Annotated in this window: 17 protein-coding genes; 14 read left to right on the forward strand and 3 right to left on the reverse strand. The window is 53.0% G+C overall.

The genetic code is table 11. The annotated features are described in order from the left end of the window. Nucleotides 1-49: 49 nt before the first annotated feature. Entirely contained in the window at nucleotides 50-2,251 is a 2,202-nt protein-coding gene (katG, locus tag DD586_RS06720; RefSeq protein WP_012884057.1) for a catalase/peroxidase HPI, read from the reverse strand. A 529-nt stretch (nucleotides 2,252-2,780) separates the two neighbouring features. Between katG and ftsI the strand changes: the two genes are divergently transcribed. The 12 genes from ftsI (at nucleotide 2,781) to DD586_RS06780 (ending at nucleotide 15,645) form a co-directional block, all read left to right on the forward strand. After that, nucleotides 2,781-4,481, forward strand: coding sequence for a peptidoglycan glycosyltransferase FtsI (gene ftsI / locus DD586_RS06725; protein WP_012884058.1), 1,701 nt, complete (start codon nucleotides 2,781-2,783; stop codon nucleotides 4,479-4,481). 248 nt (nucleotides 4,482-4,729) lie between these two features. Continuing rightward, nucleotides 4,730-5,527: a class I SAM-dependent methyltransferase gene (locus DD586_RS06730; protein ID WP_012884059.1), complete on the forward strand. Its 798-nt coding sequence runs from the start codon at nucleotides 4,730-4,732 to the stop codon at nucleotides 5,525-5,527. Nucleotides 5,528-5,614: 87 nt separating this feature from the next. After that, a complete protein-coding gene (nikA, locus tag DD586_RS06735) occupies nucleotides 5,615-7,207 on the forward strand; it encodes a nickel ABC transporter substrate-binding protein (protein WP_012884060.1) in 1,593 nt (530 codons plus the stop codon). Between the two features lie 71 nt (nucleotides 7,208-7,278). Beyond that, the gene (gene opp1B / locus DD586_RS06740) at nucleotides 7,279-8,214 is read left to right on the forward strand and encodes a nickel/cobalt ABC transporter permease (RefSeq protein WP_012884061.1); all 936 of its coding nucleotides are present in this window, start codon (nucleotides 7,279-7,281) and stop codon (nucleotides 8,212-8,214) included. Beyond that, nucleotides 8,211-9,068, forward strand: a complete 858-nt coding sequence (gene opp1C / locus DD586_RS06745; protein WP_012884062.1) for a nickel/cobalt ABC transporter permease — start codon at nucleotides 8,211-8,213, stop codon at nucleotides 9,066-9,068. Before opp1B ends, opp1C begins: the two co-directional genes overlap by 4 nt. Further along, nucleotides 9,065-9,877, forward strand: a complete 813-nt coding sequence (locus DD586_RS06750) for an ATP-binding cassette domain-containing protein (protein ID WP_012884063.1) — start codon at nucleotides 9,065-9,067, stop codon at nucleotides 9,875-9,877. The genes opp1C and DD586_RS06750 overlap by 4 nt, the downstream gene beginning before the upstream one ends. A 3-nt stretch (nucleotides 9,878-9,880) precedes the next feature. Next, nucleotides 9,881-10,642 carry an ABC transporter ATP-binding protein gene (locus tag DD586_RS06755; RefSeq protein ID WP_012884064.1) on the forward strand — a complete coding sequence of 254 codons (762 nt, stop codon included), beginning with the start codon at nucleotides 9,881-9,883 and terminating at the stop codon, nucleotides 10,640-10,642. A 198-nt stretch (nucleotides 10,643-10,840) separates the two neighbouring features. Then, nucleotides 10,841-11,314, forward strand: a complete 474-nt coding sequence (locus DD586_RS06760) for a MarR family transcriptional regulator (protein WP_012884065.1) — start codon at nucleotides 10,841-10,843, stop codon at nucleotides 11,312-11,314. 14 nt (nucleotides 11,315-11,328) lie between these two features. Further along, complete coding sequence (locus DD586_RS06765) at nucleotides 11,329-12,501, forward strand: efflux RND transporter periplasmic adaptor subunit (protein ID WP_012884066.1); 1,173 nt, start codon at nucleotides 11,329-11,331, stop codon at nucleotides 12,499-12,501. Between the two features lie 10 nt (nucleotides 12,502-12,511). After that, nucleotides 12,512-14,038, forward strand: a complete 1,527-nt coding sequence (locus DD586_RS06770; RefSeq protein ID WP_041164340.1) for a DHA2 family efflux MFS transporter permease subunit — start codon at nucleotides 12,512-12,514, stop codon at nucleotides 14,036-14,038. 74 nt (nucleotides 14,039-14,112) lie between these two features. After that, on the forward strand, nucleotides 14,113-15,012 hold the full coding sequence (locus DD586_RS06775; protein ID WP_012884068.1) for a helix-turn-helix domain-containing protein: 900 nt from the start codon (nucleotides 14,113-14,115) through the stop codon (nucleotides 15,010-15,012). A gap of 147 nt (nucleotides 15,013-15,159) precedes the next feature. Next, nucleotides 15,160-15,645: a DUF2501 domain-containing protein gene (locus DD586_RS06780; RefSeq protein ID WP_012884069.1), complete on the forward strand. Its 486-nt coding sequence runs from the start codon at nucleotides 15,160-15,162 to the stop codon at nucleotides 15,643-15,645. 110 nt (nucleotides 15,646-15,755) lie between these two features. Here DD586_RS06780 and DD586_RS06785 read toward each other — a convergent pair whose 3' ends face one another. Continuing rightward, nucleotides 15,756-16,346 carry a flavin reductase family protein gene (locus tag DD586_RS06785; protein ID WP_012884070.1) on the reverse strand — a complete coding sequence of 197 codons (591 nt, stop codon included), beginning with the start codon at nucleotides 16,344-16,346 and terminating at the stop codon, nucleotides 15,756-15,758. Between the two features lie 342 nt (nucleotides 16,347-16,688). Here DD586_RS06785 and DD586_RS06790 point away from each other — a divergent pair, with 342 nt between their 5' ends. Both DD586_RS06790 and DD586_RS06795 read left to right on the forward strand, forming a co-directional pair. Next, on the forward strand, nucleotides 16,689-17,021 hold the full coding sequence (locus DD586_RS06790) for a DUF1971 domain-containing protein (protein ID WP_012884071.1): 333 nt from the start codon (nucleotides 16,689-16,691) through the stop codon (nucleotides 17,019-17,021). Between the two features lie 10 nt (nucleotides 17,022-17,031). Further along, complete coding sequence (locus tag DD586_RS06795; protein ID WP_012884072.1) at nucleotides 17,032-17,370, forward strand: DUF1869 domain-containing protein; 339 nt, start codon at nucleotides 17,032-17,034, stop codon at nucleotides 17,368-17,370. Nucleotides 17,371-17,528: 158 nt separating this feature from the next. On the opposite strand, the gene DD586_RS06800 is transcribed toward DD586_RS06795, so the two are convergent. Continuing rightward, nucleotides 17,529-18,026: a hypothetical protein gene (locus tag DD586_RS06800; RefSeq protein ID WP_012884073.1), complete on the reverse strand. Its 498-nt coding sequence runs from the start codon at nucleotides 18,024-18,026 to the stop codon at nucleotides 17,529-17,531. Nucleotides 18,027-18,340: the final 314 nt, after the last annotated feature.

The following is an 18,340-nucleotide window of genomic DNA, read 5'->3' on the forward strand; positions in this document are numbered from 1 at the left end:
CATTAGCGGGAGATACCCCGGCGTTAAACACGCCGGGGTAGGGTGATGATTACGCCAGATCGAAACGGTCGAGGTTCATCACTTTGGTCCAGGCGGCGATGAAGTCGTGGACAAACTTCGCCTGCGCGTCTGTACTGCCATAGACTTCGGCCAGCGCGCGTAACTGCGAGTGTGAACCGAAGACCAGGTCGACACGGGTGCCGGTCCACTTCAGGTCACCGCTTACGCGATCACGCCCTTCAAACACACCTTCTTCTGCTGCGGTGGCTTTCCAGACGGTGCCCATATCCAGCAGGTTAACGAAGAAGTCATTGGTCAGTACGCCGGGTTGTGCGGTGAACACGCCATGGGATGCCTGAGCGACATTCGCGCCCAGTACACGCAGCCCGCCGACCAGCACCGTCATCTCCGGCGCACTCAGCGTCAGTAACTGCGCCTTATCCACCAGCAGCGCTTCGGCCGCCACGCTGTAATGGCCTTTCAGGTAGTTACGGAAACCATCGGCGATCGGTTCCAGTACGGCGAATGACTCAACGTCGGTTTGCTCTTGAGAGGCATCCATCCGGCCGGGGGTGAACGGTACGGTTACCGCATGACCAGCGGCTTTCGCTGCCTGTTCCACCCCAGCGGCACCCGCCAGCACGATCAGGTCGGCCAGTGAAATCCGCTTGTTGTCGGACTGTGCGCGGTTGAACTCGCTCTGGATGCTTTCCAGCGTACCCAGCACTTTCGCCAGTTGTTCCGGTTGATTAACTGCCCAGTCTTTCTGCGGGGCAAGACGAATGCGCGCGCCGTTGGCACCACCACGCTTGTCAGACCCACGGAAGGTGGAAGCGGATGCCCAGGCGGTGGAGACCAACTGGGAAACCGTCAGGCCGGAAGCCAGGACTTTGGCTTTCAGGCTGGCGATATCCTGTTCGCTGACCAGCGTGTGGTTAACGACCGGAATTGGGTCTTGCCACACCAGCTCTTCAGCCGGGACTTCCGGGCCGAGGTAGCGAGCGCGTGGCCCCATATCACGGTGCGTCAGTTTGAACCAGGCACGGGCGAAGGCATCGGCGAACTGATCCGGGTTTTCATAAAAACGACGGGAGATCTTTTCATACGCCGGGTCGACGCGCAGCGACAGGTCAGTCGTCAGCATGCTCGGAACATGACGTTTGGATGGGTCATGCGCGTCCGGCACTTCACCCGCACCGGCACCGCCTTTCGGCCGCCACTGGTGCGCACCTGCCGGGCTTTTGGTCAGTTCCCATTCGTAACCGAACAGGTTCTGGAAGAAATAGTTGCTCCACTGGGTAGGCGTTTGTGTCCAGGTCACTTCCAGCCCACTGGAGATGGTATCACCGCCTTTGCCGCTGCCAAACGAGCTCTTCCAGCCCAGGCCTTGCTCTTCGATACCTGCGGCTTCCGGTTCCGGGCCAACTTGCGCGGCATCGCCTGCGCCGTGGGTTTTCCCGAAGGTGTGGCCACCTGCGATCAGCGCGACGGTTTCTTCATCATTCATCGCCATGCGACTGAAGGTTTCGCGGATGTCTTTCGCTGCGGCCAGCGGGTCTGGGTTGCCATTCGGGCCTTCCGGGTTGACGTAAATCAGGCCCATTTGTACCGCTGCCAGCGGGTTTTCCAAATCCCGTTCGCCGGAGTAACGTTTGTCGCCACCCAGCCAGGTGGTTTCCGAGCCCCAGTACACATCTTCTTCCGGTTCCCACACATCTGCGCGGCCACCGGCAAAACCGAAGGTTTTGAATCCCATCGATTCCAGTGCGACGTTGCCGGTGAGGATCATCAGGTCAGCCCATGAAATTTTCTGGCCATATTTCTGTTTAATCGGCCACAGCAGGCGACGCGCTTTATCAAGGTTGACGTTATCAGGCCAACTGTTGAGCGGTGCAAAACGTTGCTGACCGGCACCGGCTCCGCCACGACCATCACCAGTGCGGTAAGTCCCGGCACTGTGCCAGGCCATACGGACAAACAGTGGGCCGTAGTGACCGAAGTCGGCAGGCCACCACTCCTGTGAGTCAGTCATCAGGGCATGCAGGTCTTTTTTGACGGCGTCCAGATCAAGGCTGTTAAAGGCTTCGGCATAGTTGAAGTTTTTATCCAGCGGGTCAGACAGGGATGAGTGTTGGTGCAGAATGTTCAGATTCAGTTGATTGGGCCACCAGGCGCGGTTATCGGTGCCGCTACGGCTGGCGGTAACCGGCGTACCTTGATGATGGAACGGGCATTTGCTTTCGGTTGTCATGCGTTCTCTACCTTATGCTATGTGTCCCCATTGACCCGGCCTGCACAGATTGCCGGGCAGTGAGCGGTGGACAAGAAATTGCTCATGGTGCTTGCCGTGGGTGTTGCGTCAATATTTAACGCAATACATTGAATTTCATGAGTGAGTTAATCGCTCTCTACTGTGTGCTTAGCGTCCGCTGGCTGAAATTCATTATTCATCTTAGTCGCCGCTTGCTCAGAGATGAAATCGAATTACATGAATATTGTGATAGATGGTGGCTATTTAACTGTGAAAATTAATAAGTAAAATAATTGTTAAGTAGGTGTGGGAGGAGGGCGTTGATGCCTGTTTTTTCGTCACCGGGTGTTTTCATCTGTGTCTTTCATTTCAATGATTAATGAATTACGTGAGGATGTTTCCTGCTTCTGTTCCGCTTACCGATGTCATTTATAGTGCCGCCACAGGATAAATCAGTATTGTTATCGGGTGCGTTTCGCCGCGGTGTACCGCATGGCGAGACGTAACCTCCGTTCAGTTGGCGTGGTGTATGCTCAAAAGACGTTCTGTCAGTGTGGTGGCGGCGACCTATTTTCAGGGACGCTTTGTTTTACTGTGTGTTGGCATCTGTGTGTGTTTGGTGTTGCTGGTGGCTCGTGTCGGGTATTTGCAGGTGGTGACCAGCCTGCAACTGGAAAAAGAAGCGAATCAGCGTTCGTTACGTGAACTGGTGATGCAACCGTTGCGCGGCAGCATTACCGACCGTAACGGGCATCCGCTGGCGGTCAGCGTGTCGTCTAATGACGTGGTGGCCGACCCTATCCATGTGCTGGAGAGTGACCCGTCGCTTGCCAGCGCGCAGTGGAGCGCGCTATCCACCGCATTGTCGCTGCCGCCCGGCACCATCAAAGAGAAGATTCAGGAAAATGCGCACCGCCATTTTCTTTATATCGGGCGTCAGGTCGAATCCAGTATCGCTGACTATATCCGCCAGTTGCATATCAGCGGTATTTCCACCCCGGCGGACGCCAGCCGCTATTACCCGATGAGTGACGCGGTATCCAACCTGATTGGCATTGTGGGGGTGGACGGGCAAGGACTGGACGGCATTGAGCGGAGTTTCAACAAGTTGCTGCAAGGCAAACCGGGGCTACGGGTTTACCGCAAAGATCGCTACGGCAATGTGGTGAGCCTGATGGCTGACGATCCGGCGCAGCAGGCACCGACGCTGACCCTGAGCATCGACAGTTATCTGCAATTCGTTCTCTATTCGCATCTGCGTGACGGCGTGCAACTGAACAAGGCGGACTCCGGCGCGGCGGTGTTGATTGACATTAACACCGGCGAAATTCTCGGTATGGCCAGCTATCCGTCCTATAACCCCAACAATTACGAAGGCGAACCGCAAAAGAACATGCGGAATGTGGCGATTTCGGACAGCTTCGAACCCGGCTCCACCGTTAAACCGCTGGTAGTGATGGCGGGGCTGCAACGCCATCTGATCCGGCCCGATTCGGTTATCGATACCACCCCTTATCCGGTAAATGGCCATTTGATTAAAGACGTTGGGCACTGGACCCGACTGACCATTACCGGCATCCTGCAAAAATCCAGCGACATTGGGGTGTCTCATATTGCGCTGGCGATGCCGGCAAACGTGCTGGTCGATCTCTACCATCGTTTTGGGCTGGGCGTTGCCAGCGGCTTAGGCATTGAAGGAGAAACCAGCGGTTATTTCCCGCTGCATCGTGAGCGATGGTCTGACATTGAGCGGGCAACCTTTGCGTTCGGGTACGGGCTACGTGTCACGCCACTACAGATTGCGCGTGAGTACGCCACTATCGGCTCATTCGGCATTTACCGCCCGGTTTCCATCACGAAAGTGACGCCGCCGGTGCTCGGCACCCGGGTTATCGATGAAGATGTGGCAAGAACCGTGGTGCACATGATGGAGAGCGACGCCTTGCCCGGCGGGAGTGGGGTGACAGCCGCGGTGCCGGGCTATCGTCTGGCGATTAAGACCGGTACGGCGGAGAAAATGGGGTCAGACGGTAAATACGACGGTGGCTACGTCAACTACACCGCCGGTGTGGCGCCTGCCAGTAACCCGCGTGTGGCACTGGTAGTGATGATCAACCACCCCGATGCAGGAAAACACTTCGGCGGCTCAGTCGCCGGCCCCGTCTTTGGGCAGATCATGGGTGAGGTGTTGCGCCACATGGATATCCCACCAGACGCGCTCACCCAATAATCCGTAACCGTGATGAACGTCGCGCCGACAGGAAATTAACCTGTCTGGCGCGTTATTGCTTTCATGATCTACCTCAATGAAGTGTGATTTTTTTATAAAAGTTCATACGCGGTGCGGGTATCTATTTTTTTCACGGTGTATTATCTCCTCGCGGTCTATTATTCCTTGATGGTGAATTCCCCGCACAGTTTTTTTATGGATGTTAATTTGTCGTAATCATTTAATTTGTCGAATAGGGGTGACCCGTTGTGACGCAATTAATAACACATAACATCGTCATGGACGATATAGCCGGTGATGGTTTGCTTAATGATGTCAAACATTACTGGAATAATAGAGCAGAAGGATATAACGACGTTAACGTCGCTGAATTGGCATGCGCTAAACGTCACTTATGGCAAACGACGATTTTACGTCATGCGCCGAAAAAAGCGGTATTAAATATACTGGATGTGGGTACCGGGCCGGGTTTTTTTGCCGTGACACTGGCCATGGCGGGGCATAACGTTACCGCCGTGGATGTGACACCCGCGATGCTGGCGCAGGCCCGGAACAATGCCGCGCACTATGGTGTTGATATCCGGCTAGTTGCAACAGATGTGCATACTCTGCCGTTTCCCGATAATCACTTCGACCTGCTGGTTACCCGCAACGTGACCTGGAATCTGAAACACCCACAACAGGCCTATCAAGAGTGGCAGCGGGTATTAGCACCCGGTGGACGGTTAATTAACTTTGATGCTAACTGGTACGCTCACCTTTTTAATGCTGAGGCGCGGGAAGGCTATTTGCGTGACAGACACAACGCCCGTCGATTAAAAATTGATGATCATTACGCGAATACCGATACCGTTGCGATGGAAAATATTGCCAGAGCACTGCCGTTAAGCCAGGAAATACGGCCAGAGTGGGATCGTCGCACTCTGTTAGCCAGTGGTTTTCAGCAGATTTTCATTGATGAAAATATTGCTGAAAACCTGTGGGATGACGACGAAAAAATTAATTACGCCTCTACACCGATGTTTATGGTTGTTGCGGAAAAATAAACTGCGATCGTCGTCATATCTTTCATTGCAGACTTTTCGTCGCAGAGGTGTCGACGCTGTTTTTTTGTTGGCTCAGGGTGACATGTCATGGCTAGGGTACATCCCATCATTAGGGTACATCCCATCACACTGGTAGCGCTGGTACTGTGTTTGTTATTCAGCGCATTTTCCGTTTCTGCCGATATGCGCGACAATCAGTTGGTTTATGCCAGTACCAAAGATATTCGTGATATCAATCCTCATCTTTATGCGGGTGAAATGGCCGCTCAGAATATGGTGTTTGAGTCGCTGGTCATCAATACGCCCGAGGGCGTCAAACCCTGGCTGGCGGAAAGCTGGACGATATCACCCGACGGCAAACAGTATACTTTCACGTTACGCCACGGCGTGCGCTTTACTGATGGCGAACCGTTTACGGCAGATGCGGTTAAACGCAATATCGACGCGGTGTTAGACAACTATCAACGCCATGCCTGGCTTGAATTGGTACAGCAGATCGATAAGGTCACGGTGCTGGATAGCCACCGCGTCGAGATAACACTCAAAAACCCCTATTACCCGACGTTAATCGAACTGGGTTTGACCCGACCTTTCCGTTTTGTGTCACCGAAAGCGTTTATCAACGGTAAAACCAAAGAGGGCATCAGCGGGTATGTCGGTACCGGCCCCTGGGTGCTGGCGGAGCATAAACCTAATCAGTATGCGCGCTTTGTCGTCAATCCCGATTACTGGGGGCGCCGACCGCATCTCGACAGTGTGCTGTGGCGGGTGATGCCTGACCAACAGTCGATGCTGATGGCGTTGCAAAAAGAAAGCGTCCAGCTCATTTTCGGGGCGGACGGCGACATGCTGGATATGGATAGCTTTGCCGCACTTGAGGCGTCGGGGAAATACCGGACGTTGATAAGCCCGCCGGTTGCCTCCCGTGCACTGGTGCTTAATAGCGGTCGCCCTATCACCGGCGATAAAGCCGTGCGCCAGGCGCTGCAATACGCGATGGATAAAACGGCTATCGCCAGCGGCGTCATGGGTAATACCGAAAGTGTCGCCGATACCTTACTGTCGCGCCGTGTGCCGTACTGTGACATCGATTTGCCGGTTTACCGGTTTAATCCGCAGCAGGCGAGTGCGTTGCTGGACGCCGCAGGCTGGCATCTGACGGCAGGAAAAACGGTGCGGGAAAAAGACGGCAAGGCGTTGGTGTTGATGCTGTCCTATAACCGCAACAACGCGGCGGAGCGGGAGATTGCCGAGCTGATTCAGGGTGATTTTAAGAACGTCGGCGTGCAACTGACTATTCTGGGCGAAGAAAAGCAGGCGTTTTTGGACCGCCAGAAATCCGGTGATTTTGACCTGCAATACTCGCTGTCGTGGGGAACGCCTTATGACCCGGCATCGTATATCTCCTCGTTCCGCATTCCTGCACATGCGGATTATCAGGCGCAGAAAGGGTTACGTCGCAAGGCCGAGATCGACACGTTGATTGGCGATATTTTACTGACGCCGGATGAAAAGCAGCGTCAGGCACGCTACACGCAGTTATTCGCCCTGCTGGCGGAGGAAGCGGTGTATATCCCATTGACGTATTCAAGGACGAAAGCGATTTATGCACCGACGCTGAAAGGGGTGTCATTTAATGCCTCACAGTATGAGATCCCTTTCGAGAACATGTCGTTCTGAATACCGGGCGATCATGCTGATGGCGCTGTAACGGGGATGGAATCGGCGAGTGGAAGAGGAAAACGACGCGGATGCGTGCTTATTTCATCAAACGACTACTCATGATGGTGCCGCTGGCTGCGGTCATCTCGTTTCTGGCTTTCTCGTTGCTGAATCTGGTGCCTTCCGACCCGGCAGAGGTTGCCCTGCGTGTCAATGAGATAGTCCCGACCGATGAAGCGATACGGTTGGTGCGCCATGAACTGGGGCTCGATAGGCCATTCCTCCAGCGTTATGTGTGGTGGCTCTGGCGGGCGCTGCACCTGGATTTCGGCACGTCATTTATCACCAGAAAGCCGGTCTGGTATGAGTTTATGCAAGCACTGCCTGCTACCTTGCATTTGGCGTCGGTCACGCTGGCACTGATCGTGACGCTGTCGCTGGCCTTCGGCATTACCTGCGCGATAACCGAGCATTCCGTATGGGACAAGCTGGTGCGTAGTCTGGTGTTTTTAACCGTGTCCATACCCAATTACTGGCTTGGCCTGTTGCTGATGTGGGGGCTGGCGGTCAGGCTAAACCTGTTCCCGGTTGGCGGCATGCAGGAAACGCATGCCGTGATCCTCCCCGCGTGTACCCTGATGTTGGGGTATATCGGCACCTATATCCGCCTTATCCGAGGCAGTATGCTCGGCAATCTGCAGCAAAATTACGTGTTGTACGCCAGAGCCAGAGGGCTACCTGAACCGCTGATTATCACTAAGCATGTGCTGGTGAATTCGCTGCATGCGTCGCTGGTGGCGATAGGCATGAGTATTCCCAAACTGATTGCCGGTACGGTGGTGATAGAAAATATTTTTGCCTGGCCCGGTGTCGGGCGGCTGTGTTTGTCCGCGATTTTTAACCGCGACTACCCAATGATTCAGGCCTACATGTTGCTGATGGCGCTGCTGTTTCTGGTGGGGAATTTTGCGACCGATGTGATGCAGGTCAGGCTTGACCCGCGCATGAAGGAGGCCCGCGAATGAGACGGCCGGGTATCGCTGCGAGAATCAGGCAGGACAAGCTGGCGTTGTGTTGTAGCCTGTTGTTGCTGATGGTGTGTCTGGCAGGCGTGTTTGCCCCTATTATTGCGCCGCACGACCCGACGTTGATATCGATAAAAGACAAATATCAGGGCGTCAGCCTGCTTTATCCGCTGGGTACGGATAACCTGGGGCGGTGCGTTTTTTCGCGCCTGGTGTTTGGCGTGAGAACCACGGTGTTTTATAGCGTCGCCGCTATGGTACTGACCGTACTGACCGGGGGGATCATCGGGGTAATCGCCGGTTATTTCAAAGGTCGCATTGACGGCGGTTTGATGCGCCTGTGCGATGCCATGCTCGCCTTTCCCAGTGAGGTGATGATTTTTGCCATCGTCGGTATTCTTGGGCCGGGTATGCCCAATATCCTGTTGGCAGTGGTACTGGCGAAATGGGCCTGGTATGCGCGGATGATCCGCGGCATGACGCTCAGACACAGCAGCAAAAACTATATCAACTACGTTCGCGTTATCGCCGCTCCGCCAACGTACATCATGCGACGGCATTTGTTGCCCGCCGCCGCCGCTGACAGCGTTATTCTGGCGTCAGCGGATATTGGCAGCGTGATCCTGATGATTTCCGCGCTCTCTTTTCTGGGGTTAGGCGCTCAGCCACCGTTACCGGAATGGGGAAATATGCTGAGCGAAGCAAAAAATGTCATGTTGACTCACCCGACGCAGATGTTGCCTGCCGGTATCGCCATCGCCGTGGTGGTGGCGGCCTGCCATGTGGTCGGCGACTTCTTGCATGACGCACTGGAGCCCGCCGGTTACGTCAACCGGGAGATGTCACCATCATGACGCGGCCGGTACTGCTTGATGTCAATCGGCTGTCGGTGGCCGACAAGCGTACCGGCTGCTTGTTGGTGCAGGATGTAACGCTGGCGCTCCACCACGGATGCTGTACGGCGATAGTGGGGGAGAGCGGTAGCGGGAAAACCCTGTTATGCAAGAGCCTGCTTGGCTTGTTGCCGCCCTGGTTGCAGTCCAGCGGTGAAACGATATTCAACGGTTGCGACATGCAACGTCTTTCACCCAAAGCATGGCTTTCGCTGCGTGGCCGGCAGATTGCGCTCATCATGCAAGACGCCCCCAGCGCGTTTGACCCGCTGTATACCGTGGGCAACCATCTGGATGAAACGCTCAGGCAACATACGTCATTATCACGTGTGCAGCGTCGCGCCCGCGCTCAGCATATGCTGGACAGTGTGGGGTTACGGGAGGTGGACAGTGTGCTGGCCGCTTACCCCCATCAGCTTTCCGGCGGTATGTTGCAACGGGTGATGATTGCCATCGCGCTGGCGTTGCAACCGGCGTTAATCATTGCCGATGAGCCGACGGCGTCACTCGACAGTATTACGCAATTCGATATCGTTCAGCAGTTTATCGGGCTGCAAACACGCACGCAGAGTGCGATGTTGTTTGTTTCCCATGACCTGGCGTTAGTCAGGGCGCTGGCACAGTATGTGGTGGTGATGAAAGACGGTCGGGTGGTTGAACAGGGCGAGACCGAGCGGGTATTTACCTGCCCCGAGCAGGACTATACACGGGCATTGATTGAGACCCGCAGGCGGTTGAGTCAGGCGTTTCACCGGATTATGGGGACATAGCGTATGTTGCTGGAGGTACGGCAGGTTGAAAAAAGTTATTGGCAAACGCGTGGCCACTTTTTCCGTAAACGAGAGCGTAAAGTGATAAAACCGCTGTCGTTCTCGCTTGCGCCGGGGGAATGTCTTGGCATTGTGGGTGAAAGCGGGGGCGGGAAAAGTACGCTGGCCCGCCTGATTTGCGGGCTGGAGCAGCCGGATCGAGGAAGTGTGTTATTGGCGGGCGAGCCGGTTTCCTCAGCCCCAAACCGGAAACACCGTATCAGCGCGGTATTTCAGGATTACTCCTCGTCGATTAACCCGCTGATGACGGTGTATCAGGCGTTATCCGAGCCATTGAGACTACAGGGAACTCTCCATCGTGCCGAGCAAGAGCGACGAATCACCGAATTGCTGGCATTAGCCGGATTAGCGCCGACGTTACGCGAGCGTTATATCCATGAGCTGTCAGGCGGTCAGATCCAGCGTGTGTGTATTTGCCGCGCGGTGGCAACTCAACCTCAGCTATTGGTACTGGATGAGGCCATCAGCGCGCTGGATGTCTCTTCTCAGGTACAGATTCTGGATTTGCTCATCGCGTTGAAAACACGCGTTAATCTCGCGTGCCTGTTTATTACGCACGATATTCAGGCGGCGGCGTATCTGTGCCATCGCGTGATGTTTTTCCGTGAGGGTGAAATGGTTGAAAGCTGCGCGGTTAATGCGTTGCCCAACGTCTCTCACCCTTATGCGCAACGGCTGTTGCAGTCGGTCATGACCTTTCGCTAAACCTCACAACTCCACTGAACGGCGTCGTCGTTCGGGTTCACCTGATTCATCATAATGGGATCTCTGCCAGGCCTGTTTGCCTGCGGCGGCGTGGTCGGCGCTACAACAGAAAATGTACCAGTGAAGAATCCATGTTGACATTTTGCTGACTAGGCATTAATTTCTTGATCAATTAATGCCTAGTCAGTTTTTTATCAAATGAACAATATCAGCGATGAAACGTTTTACCCGATTGGCTTGCTGATCCACCTGGCAAACCAGTTCAAGGATCAGTTGTTGAATGACTATTTTGCTGACAGCGACATCACCGCTCCTCAGTTCAAGGTCTTGATCAGTATCTATAAAGGCTTCACCAGCCCGGTGGACGTGAGTAGGCACGTGATGATGGACGGCGGCGCACTCAGCCGCATGATTGAGCGGATGGTGAAGCGGGAACTGATTTTGCGGCAGCCTCACCCCGGTGATAAGCGTCAGGTAATTCTGGGGCTGACGGAAAAAGGGCAGGCGATCTGCCAGCATTTCGAGCTGGAGGGGATGCGGATTGTGCTATCGCAAACCACCGCACGCCTGACTCCTCAGGAGGTGGAACATCTGATGCAACTGCTTATCAAGATGTTGCCGGATGACGTGATAGCGCGTTATTCCCCTAATTTAATCAACCCACAATCGTAAGGAGCACGAGTTCCATGGACACGACCTCCACGCTGCACAACGGCCGCCGTAAACGTCAATTCGCCATCCTGCTGCTGGTGTTGCTGCTGGTCGCGGCAGGCAGCGGGGCTTATTACCAGCGTTACCTACGCTTTTACGAAACCACCGACGATGCCTATGTGGGCGGCAACCTGATCACGCTGACGCCGCAGGTCGGTGGCACCGTAACCCAGGTCAGCGTGGACGACGGTGACTATGTGGAAAAAGGGCAGTTGCTGGTGCAGCTCAGCCCAAGCGATACCCTTATCGCGTTGCAGCAATCGGAAGCGCAACTGGCCAGCGTCGTGCGTCAAGTACGCGGTCTGTACAGCACCGTTGATAACTATCAGGCGCAGGTCGCTTCCAAACAGGTGGCATTGCAACAGGCAATTGGCGACTACAACCGCCGCAAGGGGCTGATGGCGAAGGGGGCTATTTCCGCTGAGGATCTGGCGCATTATCAGGACGCGGTCAACAGCGCCCGCAGCGCGCTTGATGCGGCCGAACAGGCGCTACGCACCAATCGGGCGATGGTTGATAATACTGTGCTGGACGAGCATCCCGAGATTAAAAACGCAGTAGCGGATCTGCGCAGTAAATATCTGGACTGGGCGCGCAGCGCCATCGTCGCGCCGGTCAGCGGTTATGTCGCCAAACGTGCGGTTCAGGTGGGGATGCGCGTCAGTACTGGCGCGACCCTGATGACGATCGTGCCGCTCGATCAGATCTGGGTCGACGCCAATTTCAAAGAAAGCCAGATGCTGCATATGCGATTGGGGCAGCAGGTAACCCTGACGGCGGATATCTATGGCGACAAGACTGTATACCACGGCACCATACAGAGCCTGGGTATCGGTACCGGCAGCGCGTTCTCTCTGTTGCCGGCGCAGAATGCCAGCGGCAACTGGATCAAAATTGTGCAGCGTCTGCCGGTGCGTATCGCGCTGGACCCGGAAGGACTGAAACAGCGCCCGCTACGTATCGGCCTGTCGATGCTGACTAAGGTGGATGTGCACAATACGCAGGGTGAATTGCTGCCGGTCGCACCGGTTAGCGAGCCGCGTTATCGCACCGATGTGTACGACGATCCGCTCCGGCAGGCCGACAATCTGGTCGCGAAAATTCTTCGCGACAACAACAGCCAGCCGTTGACGAACTCGCGTGGCTGAGGTGCCGATGATGAACGATAAAGCTGACTTTACACCGCCGAATCCGGGACTGGCGACGCTGGCGATATCGCTGGCAACCTTTATGCAGGTGCTGGATTCTACCATCGCCAACGTGTCGTTGCCGACGATAGCCGGTAATCTCGGCGTCAGTTCGGATCAGAGCACTTGGGTGATTACTTCGTTTTCCGTATGCAACGCCATTTCCCTGCCGCTGACCGGCTGGCTGATGCGCATTGTCGGTCAGTTGCGGCTATTTGTTGTTTCAGTGTTGCTATTCAGCCTGACTTCCTTTCTGTGCGGTTTCTCAAGCAGCATGACCGAACTGGTTGTTTTCCGCGCCTTGCAGGGCTTTTTCGCTGGGCCGATGTACCCGATGTGCCAGACGCTGTTGCTGATGATTTTCCCGCCATCACGCCGTAACATGGCGTTGGCGTTATTGGCGATGGTGACGGTGGTGGGGCCGATTGTCGGTCCGATTACCGGCGGGTGGATCACCGACAACTACGCCTGGCCGTGGATTTTTTATATCAACGTGCCGATCGGCCTGTTCGCTGCTGGGGTGGTGATGGCGCAACTGCGCGACTTGAAGGTATCGACGGAGCGCGCCCGCGTTGATTATGTCGGCATCGGGCTGCTGGTTCTCGGCGTCGGCCTGCTACAGGTGGTGTTGGATAAAGGCAACGACCAGGACTGGTTTGCTTCCTCAGACATCGTGGTGATGTCTGTGATTTCCGCCGTTGCGCTAGTGTCGTTTGTGATCTGGGAACTGGGAGAGCGTGATCCGCTGGTCAATCTCAGGCTGTTTGCCGATCGGAATTTCACTATCGGCACGCTATCACTGATGTTCGGCTATGCCGCGTTTTTCGCTATTAACGTGATTTTACCTCAGTGGCTACAGACCTGGATGGGATACACGTCGACCTGGGCGGGGCTGGCGGCCGCGCCGATGGGCATGTTGCCGCTGCTGCTCACGCCGATTATCGGCCGTTACGGCAACCGGGTGGATTTGCGCCTGCTCGCCACGTTGTCGTTTGTGGTCATGGGGCTGTCGTGCCTGATGCGTGCCCGGTTCACCATTGATGTCGATTTCATGACGATAGCTGGCGTACAGCTGTTTATGGGGATTGGCGTAGCGTTTTTCTTTGTGCCGCTGACGTCCATTTTGCTGTCGAACCTGAACGGCAAGGATGTGGCGGAGGGTTCCGGGCTATCGACCTTCATGCGGGTGCTGGGCGGGGGATTCGCGTCGTCGCTGACCACCTGGATCTGGTCGCGCCGCGAGATCTATCACCACGCGGTGCTGAGCGAAAGTGTGTCCGTCTACAACCCGGCGGCGGTGGGTTACCTCAATCAGATGGGCGGCATCAGCCAGACCACGCTGGCGCAACTGGACAAAACGGTGCAGCAGCAGGCGTGGATGGCGTCCACTATCGACTATTTCTACCTGTTGGGTTGGGGGTTTATGGGGCTGGTGGTGATTATTTGGTTCGCCAAACCGCCGTTTACCACAGCAGGGCCGGCCGTCGCCGGGCATTAGGTTGTACGTACGAGCGCCGATGCCGATTCGGCGGGGTGTGAGTGTTCCTGGTAGTCAGTAAGGAGGATTTTGCAATGATGTTATCAACGATGCCATCGATGGTGAGATTTACTACTGAGCTGGTTGGCTGGATAGAAAACCATCTTGAAAGCCCACTGATGATCAATGACGTCACCGCGAAATCGGGTTACAGCAAATGGCATTTGCAGCGGTTGTTTAAGAAGGAAACCGGTGTTTCCCTGGGAACCTATATTCGCAACCGGCGTTTGAGCAAAGCGGCGGTTGAGTTAAAGCTCACCAGCCAAACCGTTCAGGATGTGGCGTTACGTTATTGCTTTGACTCCCAGCAGTCGTTTACCCGGACCTTCAAAAAGCGTTTTGGTATGTCGCCGGGCCATTACCGCAGAACCTCATTCTGGGATTTCTCCAATCTGCAACCGTCATTAGGCGCGGGTGTTGACTGGCTGCCGATCCCCGAACTGGTTAATTTACCGGCCAGACCGGTGGAGACGTCTTCGTTTGAACACTCGCAAAATATTGATGATTTTATCGCGGGGAATGACATTTCACACCGTGTCCGCTGGTGGGAGCAGGTAAGCCAGCAGCATGATGGCAACGACGTGGTCATTTATTCCTTTTCGACCGTGACCCCGGACGAAAATCGGGTTAATCGCCATGTGCGCGTAACATACCAGATGAGTACGTTAGACCAGCATGAACGCATTCTGGCGGATGACGTTGACAGTCAGGCGCCAACGTCAGACGGCCGTTATTTACGCTTCGCCTTTTCCGGCGATGAGCAGGAGTATCAATCGTTTTTGACAGCGATTTACCATCACATCTTACCCGGCCAGGACTATACCCATGTCAATGGTGGCGTACTGGAGGTTATCCGGTGCAGGAAAGATGAAAACGGCAAAATAGATACCGGGTATTTTGAAGTGGAATACTACGCGCCGTTTGACAGGAAATAAGCCTGACTTGTCTGTCCGCTGGCGTATTGTCTCGGTTGTCGCAACGTGATGACGACGCTTTCTGTTTCAGTTTTATCGGATGGTGGCTTGCCGCAGTGCAGGTATACTGCATCGCAGTTTTCGATAACAAAGAAGAGCAAGCGTGTTATGACAGTAATCAAACGAGCAGTGAACATGGCGGGTATTGCCGCCCTGATGGCAGTTTCTGGTTATGTTCAGGCGGCCAGCTGGCAAGATTCGCTTTCCAGCGCGGCCAGCCAGTTAAGCCAGCATAATGCTTCGGATGGCAATGCCAGTGGGCTTGGCAGCCTGCTCAGTAGTGATGCGAGCTCGCTGAGTGCTGGCAGCATGCATAATGCGGCGGGTATTTTGCAATACTGCATAAAACAGAAATTGGTTGCGGCGACGAACACCGAAAATATCAAAAATCAGTTGATGAGCAAGCTGGGACTGGCTTCTCAACCGGAACAGAAAAAACCGACGGATTATATGCAAGGATTGTCGGGTTTGTTAAAGACCGGTGAGGGGAAACAGATTGATCTGAATGCGATTGGCAACAGCCCACTAGCAGAAAAGGTCAAAACCAAGGCGTGCGATATCGTCTTAAAGCAAGGCGTGAAATTCATTTCCTGATGGATATTCCAGCCGTCGTGTGAGAGCTGCTGCTCCCCTAAACACAGTTGCAGGACAATGGCGATATGGCATTGTCCTGCAATCTCAAGTATGACGGGGAAGCGTGGCGATTAATGCCCGTATTTAAAATTAAAGCCTAATGCGTCGCCTGTTGTATCGTATTCACGGAAGTTGTAGATCAGCGGCTTCCATTTTGATGAGTCGATAACATCATTCTGACCTAATAGGTGGTTTTCCACCCAGACAGTCAGAATATCGAGTTCCGCGAGTATAAAACGCCCTTTATCCGTTGTGCTTGCGGTCTTACATTCCACCTGAATCGGGCATTCAACCACGCGCGGTGGTACAACGCGGGTGGCTTGTTCCGTATGAAGTCCGGTCTGGGTGAATTTATCATGACAGACCTGGACGCCCCATTTTATTTGGCTTTCAGAAAGTACTTCTCCTCCCGTCAGCTTGCCGAGTGCTTCCACTTTCTCCCACAGATTATAATCAGGAATATTGATGACGACGTCAGAACCTGACAGTAAGTTACTGTGAGTTTTACTTCCTTTACTAATGCCTATAATAATTTTATCCCCCAGTGAAATGGATGACGATACTGGGGAAATATTGGTACTCCCATTGCGGGTGTCTATTGTGGTGACGAGAAATACCGGGAAGCCATAATAAAACGAATTTAATTTTACGTTCTTCTTCATCGTAGCGATGCCTATTGCTAACAGAACTATGGCGCCAATTTCTACTCTTCCTGTGTCCATTTCACAATAACTAAAATTGAGTATTTATGGGGTAGATCCATTGGGGGGAAAGGCCTATTGATAGCAGGCTATTAAATGAGGCTTATTAATTTTAAGTGATTTTCTTTATAGATGAATCCCATGGTATCTTTATTCTATCTATTTGATATTTATTATTTTTATTTTATTTTCCCAATCGAATATAAAAAGTAATCCACAAACACAAAAAGAGGTATATGATATGCATCATATTGTTTTATCTTCCCGTCATTTCAATCTTATCGGGGAAAGAGAGGCTGAACTATGCAACGAATCGTCATACCCGCTCATTATATTCACACGCGAACCACACCGTTTTGGACAAAAGAAACAGCTCCCGCGTCTATTTGGCAACGTCACCTAGATGCCGGAACCCGGCAGGGCGTTTACCCTCGGTTATGCGTGATGCAGGGGACCATCCGCTATTACGGTTATGCGAACGAAACCAGTCAGGACCCTGTTGATACGCTGACTATTGAAGCAGGGCAGTTTGGTGTCTTCCCGCCAGAAACGTGGCACCGAATAGAAGCATTATCCGATGACACGTTATTTAACGTCGATTTTTATGTTGATCCTAAAATTTTAATCGAAGGGTAAGGGCGTTATCGTGGATATCGAGAATAAAGGTTATTGCTTAGCGTTATCGGGCCGTGAGCATCATCAAAGAGAAGAACGGGTGTTTCTTAAACCGATGGCGTTGTATGTGCCGGATGTAGCCGCCCAGGCGGTGACGGATTTGATCAGTGCGCTGTCGGGAAAAACGGGCGATGACAGCGAAGTGGTACTGAGCGTGACCAACAACAATAATGGTGTGTCAGTTGATAAAGATTTCGCGACCCTTGCCGCGCTAAAAGACCCGGCAGTGGCGGCGGATGCTGTCAAAGAATTGATTAATATCGTGAGAGGCTACGAATCCGACGAGGAGACGAACGTGTGCGGCTGGTGAGGCCCTCTCCACGCGCTTAAGACGCCTGTTAGCGAATACCCACCACATTACTTACACTTACTCTCTCTGATGCAGATATCAGCGCGGAGGTTGTCTGAGTGCATCTCAGGGACTCGGTGTGATCGGAGTCCCTGCTCCGACTGGATTGACCAACCACGCTATTCCTTCACGGCTAGTTTTTTATAACGCCAGAATATAATACATGAACGAAGGGTAAAGAAACCGACGACGCCGCCGGACGACACCGCTAATAATAGAATCAACGGAATACTGAGAGCATGGTCGGCCGCCATTGCCTGACGATAACCGATGTAATAGCGAAAAGGGAAGTAGAGCAAAAAAATGATAAAAACAGACCAGGTTCCGGGCACGGCAATGGTACCGGCTTTACGACCAGGGTAATAAGTTTGAGGTGAGAATATCCGCCTTGCCGCCAGGCCACCGACAACACAACCGACAAGCCACATCAAGCCAGTAATAATAACATCACCTTGCTGCAATAAAGAAATAATCGATAAAATCATAAAGCAGCCGGGAATAATGAGCAGAAATTTAATACTCACCTCTTTTTTAAAGCAAAAACTTATACAATAAAGCGTGGAAAATACTAAAAGTATAATTACCCATACTGGCATGTCCGTTACAATTTCTAACATAATAACTCCATTTAAAATGTTTTGGTCATAGAAGGTAATCAATCATTATCAATAACGAGGGTGGTTGTGTTTATGGTATCCGATATTCTCTAACTAAATGAAATTATATTTTATTGACTATTCTTCAAAGTGGAATGGCTAATATATTAGCTTGATAATTATTTTTATTTAAAACAATTATTTCATTATCCAGTTTTATTGCATTTTTATTGCATTAAATCGATGGCATGATTTGAATGATATTCATTTCATTTGAAATGAATTTTTATATTGTTAAGGGATTTAACAAAAATTTTTCAATATAATGCTTTATT

It is taken from the genome of Dickeya parazeae Ech586 (assembly GCF_000025065.1).
Classification (GTDB): Bacteria; Pseudomonadota; Gammaproteobacteria; order Enterobacterales; family Enterobacteriaceae; genus Dickeya; species Dickeya zeae.